This window comes from Chitinimonas violaceus (assembly GCF_052601015.1).
The window spans coordinates 33,264-53,520 of record NZ_JBQXDJ010000025.1 but is presented as its reverse complement, the minus strand read 5'-3'; the positions used below and the strand labels follow the sequence as shown (position 1 = coordinate 53,520).

19 protein-coding genes are annotated in these 20,257 nt (G+C 53.5%); 2 read left to right on the top strand and 17 right to left on the bottom strand.

Translation table 11 applies throughout. The features are described 5' to 3' along the window. Window positions 1–348: 348 nt before the first annotated feature. The 4 genes from ACUHMQ_RS10640 to ACUHMQ_RS10625 all read right to left on the bottom strand — a co-directional run bounded on the left by ACUHMQ_RS10640 (window position 349) and on the right by ACUHMQ_RS10625 (window position 3,304). Entirely contained in the window at window positions 349–1,062 is a 714-nt protein-coding gene (locus ACUHMQ_RS10640) for a hypothetical protein (RefSeq protein ID WP_445295443.1), read from the bottom strand. A 205-nt stretch (window positions 1,063–1,267) separates the two neighbouring features. Then, window positions 1,268–1,747 (bottom strand): GNAT family N-acetyltransferase, encoded by a 480-nt coding sequence (locus tag ACUHMQ_RS10635; protein WP_445295442.1) that lies wholly within the window; start codon window positions 1,745–1,747, stop codon window positions 1,268–1,270. Between the two features lie 292 nt (window positions 1,748–2,039). After that, complete coding sequence (nudC, locus tag ACUHMQ_RS10630) at window positions 2,040–2,855, bottom strand: NAD(+) diphosphatase (RefSeq protein ID WP_445295441.1); 816 nt, start codon at window positions 2,853–2,855, stop codon at window positions 2,040–2,042. A gap of 113 nt (window positions 2,856–2,968) precedes the next feature. Further along, the gene (locus ACUHMQ_RS10625) at window positions 2,969–3,304 is read right to left on the bottom strand and encodes a PilZ domain-containing protein (protein WP_445295440.1); all 336 of its coding nucleotides are present in this window, start codon (window positions 3,302–3,304) and stop codon (window positions 2,969–2,971) included. A gap of 86 nt (window positions 3,305–3,390) precedes the next feature. Here ACUHMQ_RS10625 and hpnC point away from each other — a divergent pair, with 86 nt between their 5' ends. After that, window positions 3,391–4,230 carry a squalene synthase HpnC gene (hpnC, locus tag ACUHMQ_RS10620; protein WP_445295439.1) on the top strand — a complete coding sequence of 280 codons (840 nt, stop codon included), beginning with the start codon at window positions 3,391–3,393 and terminating at the stop codon, window positions 4,228–4,230. Then, entirely contained in the window at window positions 4,227–4,805 is a 579-nt protein-coding gene (locus ACUHMQ_RS10615; RefSeq protein WP_445295438.1) for a thermonuclease family protein, read from the top strand. Before hpnC ends, ACUHMQ_RS10615 begins: the two co-directional genes overlap by 4 nt. Here ACUHMQ_RS10615 and ACUHMQ_RS10610 read toward each other — a convergent pair. The 13 genes from ACUHMQ_RS10610 to gluQRS all read right to left on the bottom strand — a co-directional run bounded on the left by ACUHMQ_RS10610 (window position 4,802) and on the right by gluQRS (window position 20,133). Next, complete coding sequence (locus ACUHMQ_RS10610) at window positions 4,802–5,665, bottom strand: DMT family transporter (protein ID WP_445295437.1); 864 nt, start codon at window positions 5,663–5,665, stop codon at window positions 4,802–4,804. The two genes, ACUHMQ_RS10615 and ACUHMQ_RS10610, sit on opposite strands and share 4 nt — an antisense overlap. A gap of 56 nt (window positions 5,666–5,721) precedes the next feature. Further along, window positions 5,722–6,912, bottom strand: a complete 1,191-nt coding sequence (locus ACUHMQ_RS10605; protein ID WP_445295436.1) for a helix-turn-helix transcriptional regulator — start codon at window positions 6,910–6,912, stop codon at window positions 5,722–5,724. 285 nt (window positions 6,913–7,197) lie between these two features. Then, the gene (gene purF / locus ACUHMQ_RS10600; protein ID WP_445295435.1) at window positions 7,198–8,730 is read right to left on the bottom strand and encodes an amidophosphoribosyltransferase; all 1,533 of its coding nucleotides are present in this window, start codon (window positions 8,728–8,730) and stop codon (window positions 7,198–7,200) included. A gap of 50 nt (window positions 8,731–8,780) precedes the next feature. Next, window positions 8,781–9,272, bottom strand: coding sequence for a CvpA family protein (locus tag ACUHMQ_RS10595; RefSeq protein ID WP_445295434.1), 492 nt, complete (start codon window positions 9,270–9,272; stop codon window positions 8,781–8,783). Then, window positions 9,269–10,006: an SPOR domain-containing protein gene (locus ACUHMQ_RS10590; protein ID WP_445295433.1), complete on the bottom strand. Its 738-nt coding sequence runs from the start codon at window positions 10,004–10,006 to the stop codon at window positions 9,269–9,271. Before ACUHMQ_RS10590 ends, ACUHMQ_RS10595 begins: the two co-directional genes overlap by 4 nt. An 8-nt stretch (window positions 10,007–10,014) precedes the next feature. Continuing rightward, window positions 10,015–11,280 (bottom strand): bifunctional tetrahydrofolate synthase/dihydrofolate synthase, encoded by a 1,266-nt coding sequence (gene folC, locus ACUHMQ_RS10585; protein ID WP_445295432.1) that lies wholly within the window; start codon window positions 11,278–11,280, stop codon window positions 10,015–10,017. 142 nt (window positions 11,281–11,422) lie between these two features. Continuing rightward, the gene (accD, locus tag ACUHMQ_RS10580) at window positions 11,423–12,289 is read right to left on the bottom strand and encodes an acetyl-CoA carboxylase, carboxyltransferase subunit beta (RefSeq protein WP_445295431.1); all 867 of its coding nucleotides are present in this window, start codon (window positions 12,287–12,289) and stop codon (window positions 11,423–11,425) included. A gap of 78 nt (window positions 12,290–12,367) precedes the next feature. Next, a complete protein-coding gene (trpA, locus tag ACUHMQ_RS10575) occupies window positions 12,368–13,171 on the bottom strand; it encodes a tryptophan synthase subunit alpha (protein WP_445295430.1) in 804 nt (267 codons plus the stop codon). A gap of 51 nt (window positions 13,172–13,222) precedes the next feature. After that, a complete protein-coding gene (trpB, locus tag ACUHMQ_RS10570; protein WP_445295429.1) occupies window positions 13,223–14,446 on the bottom strand; it encodes a tryptophan synthase subunit beta in 1,224 nt (407 codons plus the stop codon). Between the two features lie 43 nt (window positions 14,447–14,489). Then, window positions 14,490–15,110 (bottom strand): phosphoribosylanthranilate isomerase, encoded by a 621-nt coding sequence (locus tag ACUHMQ_RS10565; RefSeq protein ID WP_445295428.1) that lies wholly within the window; start codon window positions 15,108–15,110, stop codon window positions 14,490–14,492. Window positions 15,111–15,305: 195 nt separating this feature from the next. Next, on the bottom strand, window positions 15,306–16,088 hold the full coding sequence (truA, locus tag ACUHMQ_RS10560; RefSeq protein WP_445295427.1) for a tRNA pseudouridine(38-40) synthase TruA: 783 nt from the start codon (window positions 16,086–16,088) through the stop codon (window positions 15,306–15,308). A gap of 293 nt (window positions 16,089–16,381) precedes the next feature. Beyond that, window positions 16,382–19,021: a motility hub landmark protein FimV gene (locus ACUHMQ_RS10555; protein ID WP_445295426.1), complete on the bottom strand. Its 2,640-nt coding sequence runs from the start codon at window positions 19,019–19,021 to the stop codon at window positions 16,382–16,384. 182 nt (window positions 19,022–19,203) lie between these two features. Then, entirely contained in the window at window positions 19,204–20,133 is a 930-nt protein-coding gene (gene gluQRS / locus ACUHMQ_RS10550; RefSeq protein WP_445295425.1) for a tRNA glutamyl-Q(34) synthetase GluQRS, read from the bottom strand. Between the last annotated feature and the right edge of the window lie 124 nt (window positions 20,134–20,257).

Genomic DNA, 20,257 nt, shown 5'->3' with positions numbered 1-20,257 from the left:
GCAGAAGTTCAGGATTACGCAACGGATTGGATCTGGTTCTACAATCACGAACGCCCTAACATGGCCTTGGGCGGTATTACCCCAATACAGCGGCTGGCCATGGTCGCATAGCGCTACTTCTGACTCCTCTTAAAAATGGGGGGATTACCATGGCACAAGAAGCCGCTTCAGAATTCCAAAACGCACTTATCGCCCGCGGATATCGGACTACCAGCTAACAGCCTTAATTGATTTATACAAAAGGCAACAACAGCTATTAAGATTCTATCTATTCCGCCACGGGCGCTTTAATTGGCAAAGATGGGCTGGTGCAATAACTAATGACCACCCCATCGAAATTATGGTGCCTTACAATCTATTTCTTCTTGGATTTGGTTTCAAGAAAATGCCAACATGAGAAGAGAAGCCCGAGTTATACGCCATTGCAACATTGGTCTCTGCCAATACCTGATCAAGGTAAAATGGCTTACTTCCGTAAAATTCTGTCAAACACAATTCATCCAGAATTGTCTTTCTTGGAATATAGCAACTCATTGCCGAGCCGGTGTCAGATAACTTGATACCGTATGCTTTCCTATTTTCATCAAATGATAATGCGGGTGCAGTGTTTCCAAATTGTCCCTCTGTAAGCTTTACTGCTTTGAATTCAGCAGTATAGTGCTCTCTAGATGGCATATGATGCGCAGTACACTTCACTATGTAATAGCCATCATCGCCTAGTAGTAGATTTTTCAGACTAACACTAACGGCTCGCTCTCTTTGTTGTCCATCTAACGTGAAGCGCTGGCCCATTTTATTTTCCGCGACACAGTGAACCGCATTATAAGTGCCCGTTGAATCCTGCATATTGACGAAATCGATTGAACCTGTTGCCAAAGGATTGTTAGCTGCATGAATTGGCACTACGGAAAACAAACCAAAGATAGAAGCAATGCTGAGTACTTTCATTGCTTTAAGTCGTCTGTAATAGGGCCTAAAAGGTATTGTACATCCAAGGTGCCAAATTAATATATTTCTTGCACTAGATATTTGGTAAGTTTTAATTGTGGAAAGTGTTTGCATAGACGTCTCTCACATAAGATTGGGCGAAACCAATTCTGGGAAGCCATTGGCTGTGGATTTTCTTGCATAAGAGAAGTCTGATTTAACTTGGTTCTATTTATCTGCTAATTTTTCTCGGGAACTTCGTGACAAGAATCAAGCAATGAGAGAAGTAGGGCAATAAAGCTTGATGGAGCCGACATCGGCTAGAAGAAATCGTTCAGGTTTAAAGGTGATGCGGGGCGCTTTTCGTGTATCGAACCTGCCCATCATCCTGTATGCCATCACATGTCCAACCTAGGTGCTGATAAAAACCATTTGCCCGGACTTCTTGGTTTTTGTCTGTCTGTAACCAAATCTGTTTACAGTTCCGCGAAAACAGCCAATGCTCCGCCTCTTGCATCAGTAATCGGCCTAACCCTCTCCGTTCGTATTCGGGCAACACAAACATGGCAAAAACAGTCGCAAGACTAGCATCTACCATAGAGAAAGCCACGGCCTCACCACACTCCTCTGCCACCCAACCATGCCCATCGCCCTGAAGCATGGCGGGAAGTGTTTCGGCTGTGATGCCTAGCTCTCTCAATTCTTCCAAAGACAAATGATTCTCCCGCACACTTGTGCGTATTTTGAAAAGAGCGGCTACATCTGCTGTGACAGCCATGCGAATGCGTGGGTTGCGTTGCGATTGATCAGTGTTTTCCATTGCTTTTTACTTCTTGTTTTTTGCTCATCATTGAAGCGCGACTAAATTGCGCTTCTGTATGTACACTGTGTTACACAGCTGACAGATTACTGATCCAATAGCCTGTATGCGTCATTTGAAGTGAAGCCGTAATTCTATAGGGCTTGACCACCCAAGCAGTGTCGCGAAAACGTGGGCTACAAAATCAAGTTGTATGGCCAGGGCAGAGCAGTCGGCGGCAAGTCACGCACAGGGCACGATCAAGCTTCAAGCAACCGGATAAAACCGCTGGAAACTACGGCTACGTAACCCCTCAGGCCTCCTCGGCACGCATTGCCGCCACCGTATCGCGTATCAAATGGCCAGCAATACTGAAGCGTGGAGGAATGCCTGGCAGCGCGTCGATAGAGAACCATTGCGCGTCCTCGATCTCTCCGGCTTGCGGCACGATCTCGCCTTCCTGCCATTCCGCTGTGTACGCCACCATCAGGCTATGAGGAAACGGCCAGCTCTGGCTGCCGTAATAGCGCAGTTTGCTGACCTGCACACCGACCTCCTCCGCCACTTCACGGTGTACACAGTCCTCCAGCGACTCACCCGCTTCCACAAACCCTGCCAAGGCACTATAGAAACCGGGCGCAAACCCCGGCGAGCGTGCCAATAGCAACTCTTTACCGCGCCAAACCAAGGCCATCATGGCAGGACTGAGACGTGGGTAAGCAACGTGCTTGCAAGCAGGACAGCTACGACAACGTTCGGTTGGCTCCAGCACCGTGGGCGTGCCGCAAACACCACAATAACGATGCGCCCTGTCCCACTCGATTACCTGTGCCGCCCTGGCTGCCAGTGACATCAGCTCTGTGGACATCTCCTGCATGGCGGTCCGTAACGACACAGCTCGCCACCCCGTAGGGATGATTTCCAGGCTGGCTGTCCAGCAATCCACCCCATCCAAACGGCCAAGATAGTGCGTTTGCACTGCATGAAGCGGTAATTCACTCAAAACCTGCGGGCCGAACATTCCCTGCTCCGGCTCAGGCAAAAGCAACTTGCCCGAAACAAAGCTGAATTGCCATGCGACAGGAGATGCTGGAAGCAAAGGACTGACGGCGGGCTGAAAGGCAACCATGATTTAGGATGGGAGCGGAAAGCGACCAGTATACGCCGCCTGTTTACCTCAGCGTCATTCTGGCGCAGCAGCCAACAACTCGTTTGCGGCTACGTGTAACGCTTGCTGCGGACTCAACTCAGAATCGTCACAATCTCCAGGCCTATCTCATACACTTCGCCTTGTTCCAACTCGTGGCAACGCTTTACACGCACCCGCGCCGTCATAGGTGGCGTAGTTATCTCACCTGCCCGCGGGGGCAATACCGTCACCTCCAGCTCTTCGTCAGGCCGGGGTACGAAATTGGTGTGTATAGTCAGTCCCTTGACCGAAAGATCAATGCAAGTACCGTAGTAACTGGGGCCGATATCCATGGTACGGATACGCGTCGGGCACTCTATCGGCACACGGCGAGAAATACGCTTGTCACTGCCCAAACCTGTTCTCCCAAAGACATCCACTCCGCGCACAATATCCCCTCCTCCCCCAATTTCACGCTGTCGGCATTCGCACACCGCGCAACGCAAGACAGACAAGCCACATATAATTGCGGGCTATGTCAGAAACCTACGCCATCAATCATTACGAAAATTTCCCTGTCGCGTCTCTATTATTGCCGGTCGCGATGCGACGGCCAATTGCTATCGTCTATCGCTTCGCCCGGACTGCCGATGACTTCGCGGACGAGGGCGAACGATCATCCGAAGAACGCCTGGCACTGCTCGACGGATACCGCCAAGCATTAAAGCGAATCGAAAATGGTGAAGACCCTGGCGAGACTTTGTTTCACGATTTGCGCGATATCGTGATACAGCCCTACCAACTCCCCGTCCAATTATTCCATGATCTGCTCGATGCCTTTTCGCAGGACGTGATCAAAACCCGCTTTGCAGACTTTGGTGAAGTCATGCAGTACGCGCGGCGTTCCGCCAATCCAGTCGGTCGCATTGTGCTTCATATCGCCGGCAAAGCCACCAGCCGTAACCTGGCATGGTCTGATGGTATATGCGCAGCCCTACAGCTGATCAACTTCTGGCAGGATGTAGCAATCGATTGGCAGAAAGACAGGGTCTACCTGCCACAGGACGAGCTGGCACGCTTTGGCGTCAGTGAAGCGCAGATCGCTGCGGGCCAGATAGATGAAAATTGGCGTGCATTAATGGCCTACCAGGTCGACCGAACCCGTAGAATGCTGCGTGCCGGCTCGCCCTTGGGCCTCGCGCTGCCGGGGAGGTTAGGATTAGAGATCCGGCTGACGGTATTAGGTGGCGATACCATCCTGAAAAAGATTACCGCCTGCGATTACGACATCTTCCATCGACGCCCTGCCCTGCGTAGTACTGACTGGCCCATGCTTTTGTTACGCGCACTGTTTCCGAAAAAGATCCGCTCATGACATCACCCGATCTGCCTGTAAAAAGACAGAAAACGTATAAATGGCACCTAGGCGCATTAATACTGATAGCCGCAGTTGCCGCAACCTACACATTCAGGCCGAACGATCTGCCAGAGGCTCGGCACCAATCCGACAAGGTGAGCATGCTTCAAGGCAGGGTGGTAGGAGTAATGGACGGTGACACCCTTGACCTGATCGATACCGATGAACACACCATCCGGGTTCGGCTCAGCTATGTGGATGCACCGGAATTCACCCAGCCTTATGGCCCGCTCGCGCGCCAGAATCTTGCCCGGCTGGTGATTGGCAAACAGGTCATGGTACGGGTGCATGGCAAGGACAAATTCGACCGGCTGCTTGGCGAAGTCAGCCACAACGGTCAGGACGTCAGCGAAACACAGCTCCAGCAGGGACTCGCTTGGCACTATCTGTACTATGCCCGCAAAGAACAGAGTGCCGGACAGTTCGAACGTTACCAGCAGCTGGAACAGACCGCCCGCCAGCATAACGTCGGCTTATGGCGAGACCCGAAGGCAGAAGCCCCTTGGGATTTTCGCCGCCAAGTACATGGCTAACGACCGCTACGCACCGTCAATACCCCACTGGCAATAATCAAGGCAATCGCCAGCCAACTGCTGGTGCCAAGCTTGTCCCCCCAAATCAGCAAACCAAACAGGCTTGAGCAAAGCACCGTACTGTAGGCCAGCCCAGCCACCACCAAGGTGCGGCCTTTTCTATACGCTCGCGTCATCGCCAACTGGGCAGCCGTAGCGCAGCCTCCCATACCAAGCAGAATCCCGATATTGCCCCAATGCACCGGGCTGAAACGATCGAAAACCATCCAGACGCCTGCGGCTACAGTAGCAAGCAGGGAAAAATAGAAAACTGTACGCCATTCGGGCTCTCCCGCTTCACCCAGCATGCGAACATTCAAATAAGCGAAGCCCGCACCAAAACCTGAGGCCAATCCAAGCAGCCCCGCAAACCACTGATCACGACTGAATGTGGGCTGCAGCAATACCATCACCCCAACAAACCCCATGGCCACAGCAAACAGCAGTTCACGCGAAGGGCGTTCATGCAGCCAGATCGTCGTGAACAACGCCAGGAACAAAGGGGAGGTGTAGTTAAGCGTAACCGCCGTCGCCAACGGCAAATGGGCGATTGCGTAGAAATACAACATCAGCGAAACAGTACCTGCAATGGCACGGCTGAATTGCTTCCCCAGCACTGGTGAACGCAGAGACCCGCCACGCATCAACACGACCACACCGATAAACACAAAGCCGACCAGACAACGGTAGAAAACCAGCTCCGCCGTGCTGAACTGAGGCGCGCCCAGCTTGACGAAAACCCCCATGCAGGCAAACAGAAGGGAAGCCAGCAGCATCCAGAAGGGGCCGGAATCCCGTACAACGGACAGATAACGTGACATGGGCCGCATTGTAGCCGGCCATCTATATCCACAAACAGGCTGGCTTCACATTGTTGCTAAACCTTCAACAGCAATGCCCCGGAAAGCAACTTCACCAGTTCGGTCTGCCGATGGGTAGCTGTCTTCCAGAACATGGACTTGAGCTGGGTACGAACCGTCGATACTTGTACTGACAGGCGCGTTGCGGCCTCGGTAGGGGTACATCCCTCCAAGATCAACGCAGCAAGCCTGCATTCAGCTGGAGAGAGACCATACAGGGCTGCCAACACATCAAGCGGCTGCTCTTCATTGCCAGCAGGGTTATGCGCCATCAGCAATGCCAGCGGGCGACGGCCATCTGCTACCAATGGCGAATCTGCCGGCAGCGGGGCCACCAGCACGGTCAACCGGTCTCCCTCTGCACTTTCCAAGGCCAACGCGCCGCTTTGCGCCGGCGCATCAGTGGCTTGGAGCAACAGGGTAGCCAGTTTGGCAGACATACCGGGGCCAACCGCCAGCACCCGGCCATTCTTGATCGAAATCCCGTTCAAGCCGCCCTCTTCCGCAGCACGGTTGGCAAAAATGACCCGCCCCTCCGCATTAACCACCCACATTGGAGCAACCAGTCTGTCCAAAGCTTGGCGCGCTACCGCCGCCTGCATGCTCAGGCGTGCGAACTCTGTGGAAAGACGGCACGCCAACTCGATATGCGGAGACAGGCGCTCCAGAAACACTGAGGTTTCCTGGTCAAACACTTCGCCGTCCAAACCGCGCTGGAACGCAATCAGCGCCTCATTGCGCCCATCGTCGAACACCCGCGCGCCTATCATTCGACGCAAGCCATGCGGCAACATATAACGCTGGAAGAATTCGTTGTTAGCGACAAAACGCTCATCAAAATATTGATGCTCGGCCACCCACACCCCTACCGGCGTGCGATTGATGATCTCAGCCCAAGGGTCTATCGCCAGATAGCATTCGTTGTAGGCACGGATTGCCTGGTCACTATGACCGAACAAATGCCACCGCACAGGTTCACGGGTTTGCTTGTTCCGCAGATAAAAGCCACCGGCCGTAGCGCCAATGGAATCGGCGATACGATGGAGCAAGCCTTCCCATTTTGCGGGCTCTAATACCGCCGCATGAATGGTGGTAACGAGTTGGTCATATTGCCGGGATCGATTATCGCCCATATTGAACTGCTTCCTTGCAGCAGTGGCTTGTTGTTCTGCAGCGGGCATTGTTATCAGGCTGGCGTTTATATTCAAACAAAATTACTCATAAATTTCCCCTATACACCATTTGGGGGATGACGCACCAAAACCCAAGCACTAAAGTTAGCCCATCGCCCGAGGAGGAGGAAATCTCGGGGGGAGGAGGAATCTCCTCGCGGCCATTATTAGAATAATAGTGGTCCACATAAAGCCGGCAACCGGACTAGGCATAGAATTTAAAATCAGCCGAGCGACGTTAGCCAGCAAATGAAAACGGGCGACCCAGTGGATCGCCCGTTTCATATTTCAGGGCCGGTTCGATCCTAGCCCACGTCTAATTCACATCAGGTTTTGTTCAGCGACGCCGACATTCAGGTCTACAGTGGCGGCATCCGTCTCTTTCGATAATGGGCTGGCACGCCGATTTTCCATTTCATCGAGATAAGCTGAATTCACATCGCCGGTAATATATTCACCCGAGAAACAGGATGTTTCGAAACGGGTAATACGACCTTCGCTGGCATCACTGACCGCTTGCACCAACGCGTCGATGTCCTGATAGAAAACCGCATCGGCTGAAATTTCTTCCGCCACTTTCACATCATCACGCCCTGTTGCAATCAACTCGGCACGCGTTGGCATATCGATGCCATACACGTGCGGAAAACGCACAGGGGGCGCGGCCGAAGCGAAATAGACCTTGTTTGCACCGGCTTCACGCGCCATTTGGACGATTTCCTTCGACGTGGTCCCACGGACGATCGAGTCATCCACCAGCAACACATTCCGGCCCTTGAACTCCACCGTGATGGCATTGAGCTTTTGACGCACCGACTTCTTACGCGTTGCCTGCCCCGGCATGATGAATGTACGTCCGATATACCGGTTCTTCTGGAAACCTTCGCGATACGGCAGCCCCAGATGATTAGCCAATTGCAATGCACTCGCACGGCTGGTATCCGGAATAGGGATCACCACGTCGATATCCATCGCCGGCAAGCTCTTGCGGATTTTCTCTGCCAGGTTATCGCCCATATTGAGCCGAGCTTGGTACACCGAGATACCATCCATGACCGAATCGGGCCTGGCAAAATAGACATGCTCAAAAATACAAGGCACCAGTTGCGGGTTGCTGGCGCACTGACGGCTTAACAATTGGCCATCCGGTGCAATGTGTATCGCCTCACCCGGTTCAATGTCACGCATCAGCTTAAAGCCCATGGTATCGAGCGCCACCGATTCGCTAGCGACCAGATACTCCGTCCCTTCCGGTGTATGGTGCTCACCAAGAACCAATGGCCGAATACCATACGGGTCGCGGAAGGCAACCAGCCCGTAGCCGGCAATCAGCGCCACTACGGCATAGGCGCCTCTTACTCGCTGATGGACTGCGGCAATCGCATCAAAAATGGTTTCCGAATCAAGCAGGAATCCCTTTGCACGCTTCTGCAGCTCATAGGCGAATACATTCAGCAGCGCTTCCGAATCGGAATTGGTATTGATATGCCGCAAGTCGCTGCGGTACATCGCATCCTTCAACTCCTTGTGATTGGTCAAGTTGCCGTTATGCGCCAATACAATGCCAAATGGACTGTTGACGTAAAAAGGCTGGGATTCCGCCAGATTTGAGGCTGAGCCCGCTGTTGGATAACGCACATGGCCAATACCAACATTGCCCATCAGTGAGCGCATATTGCGGGTACGAAACACATCCGCCACCAAACCCTGACCCTTATGCATATGCATAACACCGCTGGACTCTGCCGTCACAATGCCGGCTGCGTCCTGACCTCGGTGCTGTAATACCAGCAGACCGTCATAGAGCAATTGGTTAACGGGTGTTTTCGCCACTACACCGAGAATGCCGCACATGATGCTTCCTTACTTTTCGATTCCAAAATATCGACGCTAAAAGTCGGTATTCACTCAAACTTTATATGGTTGGCCAATTCAGCCGGTAACCACGGTTTCAATGCAATTGCTGCGGCCTCAAGCGGCGGGCTGAACATCGCATCACGCCAGATCGGCATCTTGGGCAGCGAGGTAAGCCCTGCGACAACCACCAAGGCCATGATGATCAAACCACCCCGTATCACACCGAACACCGCACCCAGCAACCGGTCCCATGTTGCCAATCCACTTGCTTTAATAAACTGCGCCAACGTAATACGAACAATAGCCGACACAAACCAGACGCCGAGCAGGATACCGAGAAAACCCGCGATCAAGCGTAATTGAACGGTTGGTATGCCCGGCGGCAAACGCGCGCCAAGTTCTGCGGCGTATTGCTGCGCAAGCCAAAAGCCCAGTATCCACGCCGCCAGCGAAAGGATTTCGGAAATACCCCCTCTCAGCACTGCCAGCAGCACCGACAGGCCAAGAATAATCAGTACGGCGTAGTCAAAGCCGGTCATTTGCCAACGATGCTGCTGGCAACGCCGGCAGCCGCCAGCTTGTCATGTGCTCTCTCGGCCAAATCGCGGCTGGTGTAAGGGCCAGCGCGCAACCGGGTCAATTCACCCTTATCTGTTTTTACCGCTTCAGTATGGGCCGTCACACCCGCCTCTTTCGCCTTGGTTTGCAACGCAGTGGCCTTGCTGGCATCCGCAAAAGCCCCAATCTGTAGGAAGAATTTTGCCGCAGCCCCTGCGTCTTCCTTAGCCGAAGGCCGCGTTGTGGCGGGCTTCGCCAGCATCTCATCATCCAACCCAGCCAGTAAGCGGGCGGGGTCTTTCTTCGACGGTTCAGGCTTGGATTCCGCCCGTTTCTCCACCGGCTTCGCAGGCGGTGTCTGCACTTTAGAAGGCACAGGTTTTGGTGTGGGCGCAACTGCTGGCGGCATATTCTCTACCACTGACTTTGCGGGTTCCTGCTTCGGCGGAGGCAATACCACACCACTCGGTGAGTCGGCAATATGTGACTCAGGGGCCGGGACGGGAACAGGTTCCGGTTTTACAGAACCGGCCAGCGAAGGAGTGGAACTGACAATCGCAACCGATTCATGGAGCAGGCTTTGCGGCGGTTTATCATCCATCACCGTCCACAAAACGATCAAAGCGACCAGAACCAATGCAATCGCGCCGACCAAGCGGCGGCGTGCACGTTTCTTCAGGGCGGTGAGTTCTTCACTAATAGGAGCGTCAGCCATAAGCGCGTTTAACGGGGCCTCAATGCGAGCATATCGGCCACCACCTTGAAACATCCGAAGGCAGCGATTCTATCATTTTCCCCCGCTGTCGACCGTGCTGCTGTAAAAGCAGCTGCCACATCGGGGTAAACATGCACGCGCACTGCGCCTAATTCTGCAATTAAACCAGCCACTTGCTCTGCCGGTGCCGCTCTGGGCCAATCCAGATTGGCAACATGCCAGACATCAATCCGGTCCTTCAACTGCGCAACTACCCCGGCGATGTCCTTATCGGCCAGCGCGCCAAAAACCGCATGCGTGGTCTGGAAAAAACCTTGATTGAGCAGATTGTGGGCCAATGCTGATGCTGCATGCGGGTTGTGCGCCACATCCAACACAATTGACGGACGACCAGGCAAAACCTGATACCGCCCGGCCAGCTCGACTTCCACCAATCCACGTTTGATATCGCCCACACTGACAGGCACGCGGTCATGCAATGCATCGAGAATGGCGATTACCAGACTGGCATTACCAAGCTGATAAGCCCCACGCAGTGCAGGGAAAGGCAAGCCCGGCTTCTGGCCATGCTTGCCACGCCAACGCCATTGTGTCGTTTCATTGCTAAAGCTGAAGTCGCGTCCGATCAGTTGCAGGTCTGCACCTATCTTCGCCGCCTGGGCCAACAAGCTCTCTGGTGGATTGGCATCGGCACAGAAAGCCGGTTTACCGGCCCGGAAGATGCCAGCTTTTTCATAGCCGATAGCCTCACGCGTATCACCCAGAAAAGCCTGATGATCGACATCGATACTGACTACCGCAGCGACATCGGGTTCGAACACGTTCACCGCATCTAGTCGCCCGCCCAGCCCGACCTCCAGCACAGCGACATCCACCTCTTCGGCAATGAATTGATGCATGGCTGCGAGCGTGCCGAATTCGAAGTAGGTCAACGAATCCACTCCTCGCGCCGCTTCTACAGCCCGCAAACTGGAAACGATGCCAGCATCCGCCACAGGCTCAAGGTTGATCGCTACACGCTCGTTGTAACGCAACAGATGCGGACTGGTATAGGTGCCTACCTTGAAGCCTGCTGCGCAATAGGCCGCCGACAACATCGCACAGGTCGACCCCTTTCCATTCGTGCCGCCAACAATGATTACAGGAAAAGTAGGCTTGAGCTGCATCGCGTCTCGTACGCGTGCTACCCGCTCAAGCCCCATATCAATCGCATTGGGATGCAGCTGCTCAAGATGAGCAAGCCAAGCATCCAAGGTGTCGGCATTAAATTGCATGGTGGGCAATGAAAAAATTCAGGGGTATCGAAATAAACACAGGGGGCTCGAAAGCAGCCCTGTCTGTACACACGGCAAATCAAGCTCATCAAGCGTATCTGCCGTAAGAGCTGTCAGGACGACCGCCCCGAAGTTTAACCGATCAAGCCACTGCTGCCTGCTTAAGCAGCAAAGACATCACACTTGCCAGCCGTTGCCGCATCTCACGGCGGTCGACGATCATGTCGATAGCACCCTTCTCTAGCAAAAACTCTGCACGTTGAAACCCTTCAGGCAAGGTTTCGCGCACAGTCTGCTCAATCACACGCGGTCCGGCAAAGCCGATCAATGCACCGGGCTCTGCAATCACAACATCACCGAGGAACGCAAAGGAAGCAGAAACCCCGCCCATGGTTGGGTCGGTCAAGATGGAAATAAAAGGTAGTCCCCGTTCGGCAAGCTTGGTCAGAATCGCGCTGGTCTTGGCCATTTGCATCAACGACATCAAGCCTTCCTGCATACGCGCGCCGCCAGAAGACGATACACAGATGAAGGGGCAACCGTTCTCTATCGCTGCGTTCACGCCACGTACAAAACGCTCCCCCACCACCGACCCCATGGAGCCGCCGATGAACCGGAACTCAAAGACTGCCACCACCACCGGCACCGACAAAATCGCGCCTTGCATCACCACCAGCGCATCTTCCTCACCCGAGCCAGCCTGTGCACTGGCGAGGCGCTCAACATAGCGCTTGGAATCCTTGAACTTAAGGAAATCGGTAGGACGCACTTCGGCGCCTATTTCAAAACGACCTTCGGCATCCAACATCAAATCAAGCCGGCGACGGGCCGACACACCATTGTGGTGATCACACTTTGGGCAGACATTCAGATTATTTTCGAGGTCCGTCCGGTACAACACGGCTTCACAGGCGGAGCATTTGCTCCACAAACCTTCGGGCACCGACTTTGACGGGCCGGCAGGCTTGGCCTTGATCTTCGGTGGAAGTAATTTTTGCAGCCAACTCATAATTCAACTCCTGCGCCAATCAATTAACCGACCAAGCGCTTGAAAAAACAAGGGCCGCACAAGCGGCCCCTTACTCATTTACTGTCTGGCGCTATCCATTGCGCTGCGCACCTCGCGCATGAAAGCCATCAACCTGGGCGCCGCATCCGCACCATGGTCCTCCACTTCCTGCACCAAGCGGCTACCAATGATGACGGAATCCGCAATTCTGGCCACAGCCTGGGCTGTCGTCGCATCACGGATACCAAAACCGACTCCAATTGGCAGGCTAAGCTTCTGCCTCAAACTCGACAGCTTGGTGGCGACGCTTTCCAGATCAAGATTCGTTGCACCGGTTACACCCTTGAGCGAAACATAATAGACATAACCAGATGCATGCTTGGCCACCTCGGTCACACGCCAATCGGGTGTAGTCGGCGCAAGCAGGAAAATCGCTTCCAAGCCATGAGACTTGAGGATGCTGGCCAATGGCCCTGCCTCTTCAGGCGGCAAATCCACAGTCAAGACGCCATCCACCCCAGCCTCCATGGCTTTCTGGGCGAACAGCTCATAACCCATTGCCTCAATCGGGTTAGCGTAGCCCATCAATACAACGGGCGTATCGGCATCTTTGCGTCGAAAATCACGCACCATGCCCAATACATCAAGCAAGCTGGTGCCGTGCGCCAAAGAACGCTCCGATGCTTTTTGGATAACCGGACCATCCGCCATCGGGTCGGAAAATGGAACACCCAATTCCAGGATGTCGGCACCGCCGGTAACCAGGGCATGCATCAATCCAACAGTTGCTGCAGGATGCGGATCGCCAGCAGTAATGAAGGGGATCAACGCCTGCTTCTTGTTTGTCTGCAAACGGGAAAAAGTAGTCTGAATTCGTGACATGGGGTCTACTTGTTCAACCGTTCCCCAGAAGGGAACGGCACACTCGGGTTCTTATAATTCGAGGCCGGCAAGCCGTGCCACGGTGGGAATATCCTTATCACCACGGCCGGATAAATTAACCAGTACGATCTTATCCTTATCCAAGGTCGGCGCAAGGCGCTTGGCATAGGCCAACGCATGGCTCGACTCAAGGGCTGGAATGATACCCTCGGTACGACACAATTCGTGAAATGCCGCCAGCGACTCATCATCATTGGCAGCGGTATATTCTACCCGACCGATATCCTTCAGATAGCTGTGCTCAGGCCCGACACCAGGATAATCCAGCCCAGCGGAAACCGAATGGGTCTCGATAATCTGGCCATTCTCATCCTGCATCAGGTAGGTACGGTTGCCATGCAGCACACCTGGGGTACCTGCCGTCAGCGGCGCGGCATGCCGACCGGTTTCCACACCATCTCCACCCGCTTCCACACCGACCATTCTTACGCCGGGCACCTGGATATACGGATAGAACATACCGATCGCGTTCGATCCGCCACCTACGCAAGCCACAACGACATCCGGTTGCCGCCCCGCCATATCCTGCATCTGCACCTTCGACTCTTCACCGATGACGGCCTGGAAATCACGCACCAGCATCGGATAAGGATGCGGCCCTGCAGCAGTACCGAGAATATAGAAGGTGTTGTCGACATTCGTCACCCAGTCGCGCATCGCTTCGTTCAGCGCATCCTTCAGGGTACGGGAACCCGAAGTGACCGGCACAACAGTGGCGCCGAGCAGTTTCATTCTGTATACGTTGGCAGCTTGGCGTTGGATATCCTCCGCGCCCATGTAGACCACGCATTCCATACCGTAACGCGCAGCAACCGTCGCCGAAGCCACACCATGCTGGCCTGCCCCGGTTTCTGCAATCACGCGCTTTTTACCCATGCGGCGGGCCAACAAAGCCTGGCCAATGGTGTTGTTGATCTTGTGCGCGCCAGTGTGGTTCAGGTCTTCACGCTTAAGGTAGATCTGCGCACCACCGAGCTGCTCCGACCATCGCTTGGCATGATAGATAGGGCTGGGTCGACCGACATAATGCTTAAGTTCGTATTGATATTCCGCCATGAAGGCAGGGTCTTTACGCGCTTTCTCATACTCACAGCGCAATTCTTCCAGCGCTGCCATAAGCGTTTCAGCAACATAGATACCCCCATAGTCACCAAAGCGACCACGGCTATCGGGCAAATCGTAGGACTGAGGGATCAGCAGATCGTTGATATGCATCTGTACTTTCAGTTAAGCAATATTGCAGGCCGGCAAGGCCGGTTCAAAACACGGTGCGCGCCGCAGCGACAAACCGCCCAACCAACTCGACGTCCTTTACGCCTTTGCTGGATTCAACCCCACTGGACACATCCACCGCCCAGGGCCGTACCATACGTATCGCCTCTACTACATTGGCAGGCGTCAACCCACCCGACAATATCAAGGGCAAAGGTAGGTTGTCCGGCAGCAAAGACCAATCAAAGCGCTCACCAGTTCCTCCTGGCGCTGCTGCCGAATAGGCATCGCACAACAAACCACGCGCATCGCCGTAGCGGTCAGCGAATTCTAACAAATCAAGCCCAGGTTTTACTCGTACTGCTTTGATATAAGGTCGCCCAAATGCACGGCAGTACTCTGGTGATTCGTCGCCATGAAACTGCAGCAGATCAAGTGGTACGGTACGCAATACACCTTCAACAAGGGACGGTTCCGCATCGACAAACAAACCTACCGTTGTGACAAATGGTGGCGTCGCCGCAACGATTTCATGTGCCGTATTGATAGAAACATAGCGTGGGCTGGGCTCATAAAAGACCAGACCGAGGGCATCCGCCCCCTTGGCGACAACGGCTTGCGTACTGGCAACATCGCGCAGACCGCATATTTTAATTCGTGGCGTCATAGCAGAAATTACGACAATAAAATGAAAGCAGCTAACAAACCCAACGGAACTCAGAACCTGCTTATATATCTGTCACAAGCAGCTATCAGCAGGTCACAGAGCAGCGCAGAAACCAGAATGTACTGTTGCCCATGGGGATTTCGAGCAGCACATAAGCCCAGATCACAGCTGCGCAGTAAGTTCGTGAACAGGTGCTTAGATCAGATAGTGGCGGAAGGCTGGCTCGCTGGCAATGCCAAAGCTTTCAGGGTAGCTGACCCCCGCAAAATAAAGCCCATCGGGCATAAATGTAGGCGGAGCAACCGTGCGGTCCCGCGCCGCCAATAATGCTGTCATCCACGCGGGTTCCTCCGCACCTTTACCAATGTGTATCAATGCCCCCATCAGATTACGCACCATATGGTGCAGAAACCCGCTGGCCGAAACATCAATCGAGAAAAGATCGCCCTGTTGCTGGATTTCAAACCTGGTCAAATGCTTCACCGGGCTGGCGGCTTGGCACTCGGCAGATCGAAAACTGGAAAAATCATGCTCACCCAGTAAGCATGTGGTCGCAGCACGCATCTGCGCAAGCGAGAGAGGCGCATGGTGCCACCCTACCCGACCTGCAAGCAATGCTGGCCGAACCGGGTGATTAAGCAACAGATAACGATAATGCCGGGCCATTGCCGAAAAACGGGCATGAAATTGCAAATCCACCGGTTGCGCCCACAACACGGCAACACCCGCAGGCAAGAAGCTGTTTACGCCTCGTACCCAAGCTGTAATCGGACGATTGACTTCGGAGTCGAAATGGACGACTTGCCGCGCCGCATGCACACCGGCATCTGTACGGCCGGCTGCATGTACCCGTATCGGCACACCAGCCATCCGGGCAATAGCAGCCTCCAAGGCATCCTGAACACTCAAGCCATTTGGCTGGGACTGCCAACCACAAAAGGCCCGCCCATCGTACTCAAGACCCAGCGCAATACGCATCGCGACAATTCATCCAAAATAAGACACAAACCAACACAATCAACTTTCAGCAAGACTGGGCTCAGCGCCAAGCTACCAGACTATCAAACGGCACCAGACTACTTAGTCACCATTATTCCGCCTCAACGCCCAGATAAAAACAAGGGCGTGGGCCGCCTAGAACGACCCACGCCTCTGTATTTAGAAGAACTGCACCATCTTACTACGCAGCTGTGATCAGGACTTATGCACTGTTCTGCCCCATGCTGACAGCTGCGCGAGATAGATGTTGAACAGGTTCCAAGAACGATGGATTACAGTTGAGCCAACAACGAATTCGCTGTCGACTTCTGCTCCGCTGTTCCTTCGCTCATCGCTTCCTGCAAGATTTCGCGGGCACCTTCCTTGTCGCCCATATCGATATAGGCACGTGCCAAATCGATCTTGGTCGTGACCGGATCGTCCATTTCAGCACCGAAGTCTGAAATATCGGCACTGCCGCCAGACTCTGGCGCCATATCCATATCAAGACTCATTGCGTTGGAACCCAACGACATATCCGATGCAGCAGAACTTTCGTTCAATTCAAAATCGAAGTCCAAATCACTGGCCAGGTCTGACGAAGCCAATGATGCAGAGGAAGCCGAAGCATTATCAGTGCCGAGATCGAGAGGAATATCCAGCGAAAGGATGTCGCTATCGCCACTAGCCAAGGAGGCCGCGGCCGGCGCTGGTGCAGCAGCCTTCGCTGACGAGAAGTTGCTCAGATTGAAATCAAGGCCGGTATCCGCACCCGCTGCCACAGGCTCTTCGACTGCCTTATGTGCCATCGGCGCAGGAGCGGGAGCTGGCGTATCCAGATCAAAGCTCATCTCAGGCATAGCTGGTGGCGGCGGCGCTGGGACTGGAGCCGGAACTGGCACAGGGGCTGGCGCAGCTGCTGCCGGCGCCGGGCTGGCTGGCTTACTTGAAATATCACCCAAGGTACCTGCAGACATGACCATCGTCTTATCCAGTGCCCCCGTATCTACCGGGGACTTCTGCTGGTAAAGACTATTGTTGGGGTCCAATGCACGTCCCATCTCGGCAGCCTGCGCCCAGACTGGACCTTGACCTTGATTCGACGCATACAACTCACGAGCGGCTGCCTCAAAAGCAACCGCATTCTTGCGAGCTGCATAGATTTCCAACAACTTCAACCTGACTTCCTGGCGGCTACCATCCCGCGCCAAGGCATCTTTTAGTATTTCCTCTGCCTGGGCATCACGGCCGTAGGCCATATATACCTCGGCCTCGGCGATCGGATCTACTTCATCCGTATCAATCGTGCCAAGACCCGCACGACTGAAATCAGTCAGAAAGGAATTTTCTGTTACGCCAGTGCTGATCACCGCACCACCGGTATTACCCACCATGGTGTTGGTTTTCAAATCAGAACCGGTAATTACGCTATCTACGAAGTCATTTTTTTTTTGTCGGCGTATCGCCCAGAACGCTCCGCCACCTAACAGTAGTGCAAGCAATCCACCGCCTCCCAACACCATTGGATCTTCCAATAAGGAAGGCTCCTCCGGCTCCGGCTCGACAACAGGTGGACGTGGCTTCTTGGGCTTTTCCGCTTCTACAGGTGCAGGCGGTACCACAGGCTCAGCGGGCTTAGCTTCCACCGCGGTCGCTTCTGGAGGCACGGCAGGAGGCGTCTCTACAGGGGGGGTGGGAGCTGCAGCCTCAGGCTTAGGGGGTTCAACTTTAGGCTCTGCCGGCTTGGCTTCTGGCGCTGGCTCAAGAGGCTTACTTTGCTTTTCAGCAGCTTGCGCCTGCTTCTGTAACTCTGCGCCTTGCTTGCTCTTCAATGCCAACAAATCTTCCAGCTTCTTGTTGGTCCGTTCAAGCTCAGCCACTCGCTGATTAGCTTCGTTAAGCGCCTTCTGACGTGAAGTGGACTCTTCCTCAAGCGACTGAACACGCTCTTTAAGCTTGCCTTCCTCACCTTTGGAGAGTTTCAGATTGTCTTTGCTACCGGATTCACGAGGCGCTGCACGTTCCTCGACATGGGTGCTGATCTTGCCAGAACCACTTGCCTGGTCACCACGGGAAGGCGCAGCAGCACCCGCCACCCTGCTACGGTATCCGTGCCAATCATCCGCCTGCACACGAATTTCCTGTGCAGCTTCACGACGGCTAATTGAAGTTAATGTTTCTTTATCCGGAACAGAAAGAATTCGCCCTTTTTTTAAGCGATTCATATTCTTACCGTCAAATGCATCCTGATTGGCGCGATATAAACCAACCAGCATTTGCTCCAAACTCACACCCTCGACTGCATTTTCCCGGGCAATTCCCGCAAGCGTGTCACCTTGTTTAACAGTGTGAGTGGAACCGGAGGTATTGGAAGCAGATTCACCAGAACCGGATTCCTGCGATCTGGTTTCGGCTTTTGAGGATGACCTTGTACCAACCATTGGCTTTGGCAATGGAAACTTTGGCGAGGTTTCCCCAACTTCTGAAGATGAAGTCGTTGGCCGGGAGGCCGGTGATGTAGTCGCGTTATATCCTACCGGATCGAGCAAGGCCGTATATTCACGAAGAACCCGACCACCTTCCCATTTCAACTCAAGTAGAAAATCAAGAAAAGGCTCATTTACCGATTGTGCCGAATTGACCGCAATGTAATATTGTCCGCCGCTACGCTTTTCTAAATTAAAGCGTAAACCCAACGAAGTAGGCGGAAAGTCAATTTGCGCTTCACGATATGCTTCCGGTGACGCCAATGCGGCGCGGAGCGATTCAACCTCGGAAGGTTGTACCGCCACCAGATCGATCTCGGCACGCAAGGGCTGCCCCAATCCGGACAGTACATTCAAACGCCCCAAGCCAGCCGCATGCAGCGCAACGGGAATTGTTGCCAAGGCTACAGCCATCACGGTGGCTTTGAGTTTTGATTCGATTCTCACGGCTCCCACCCTTTTTTGCGGAGTCAAATTTCCAACAACTAAATTAACATCACGGGGTTATGCACGCAAGCTAACGCGCCATATGATTTTAAGCAGCAATTTCACAGAATAAAAAGAAGAAATTTGCTACTTAAATTTCAAAGGGATACATGACATTGGCGTGGAATCCCACAAATCACTTTCTACGCGTAGTCATGCAAAAATTTAGCTTGCGGAACCAATTCTAGCTGCCAGTTTGAGCAGGACCAAGTCCAGATTTCATCCAAAGAAGCTGTTTTCAGCGCAGGGTCCGGTCGTTGCCCGAGTCTCTCCAACGCCTTCCACAGCAATACAGTGGCACGTGAAATCTCCAGAGCAACCGCTCGAGTCTGCTTACTTAGTTTCTCACCTGCCGCATTGACCAATATCGGTAAATGCGCGTAATTCGGTCTGGAAATGTGCAACAATTTCTGCAAATACAATTGACGTGGGGTGGAATCAAGTAAATCGGCACCTCGGACAATGTCGGTAATTCCCTGTTCGGCATCATCTACCACCACAGCCAATTGATAGGCGAAATATCCATCCGCTCGCAACAAGACAAAATCCCCAACTTGGTCTATAAGATTTTGTTGCTGAGTACCTTGAATCACATCATTAAATTCCATCAAAGCAGTCTCTTCCAAACGTAATCGCCACGCTCTGGTTTGTCGTCCGGCAGGTAATCCGTTCCGGCAGGTACCCGGGTAAATTGGCCCGTCGATTCCTCTCAAACTTGAATCCGCTATTTCTTTTCGAGTACATCCACATGGATAAGCAACATTGCCGGCAATCAAATCATTCAACATTTCTCGGTATACATCAAGGCGTTTACTTTGATAAAGAATTGGACCATCCCATTCAAAACCAAAACTCGCCAATGTGCGCAAAATATTATCTGCCGCCCCCGGCATTTCTCGTGGCGGATCGAGATCTTCCATACGCACCAGCCATTGCCCGCCTCTGGTACGGGCCTCCAGATAACTGGCCACTGCGGTCAGTAATGATCCTTCGTGCAAAAGCCCTGTCGGGCTTGGGGCAAAACGACCGCGGTAAGTTCGATTTGCGCTGGGTTTTTCTTGGAAAGTAGTCATGCTTTATAAATGTAATAAGCAGTTCTGAAGATAGGCTCAACACCTCTAGGAAGCCCTACCCGAAAGCATGCACCATAGGCTGAACCGGCGACAACGGCACCAAACCTTGCGATGACGTGAAGAC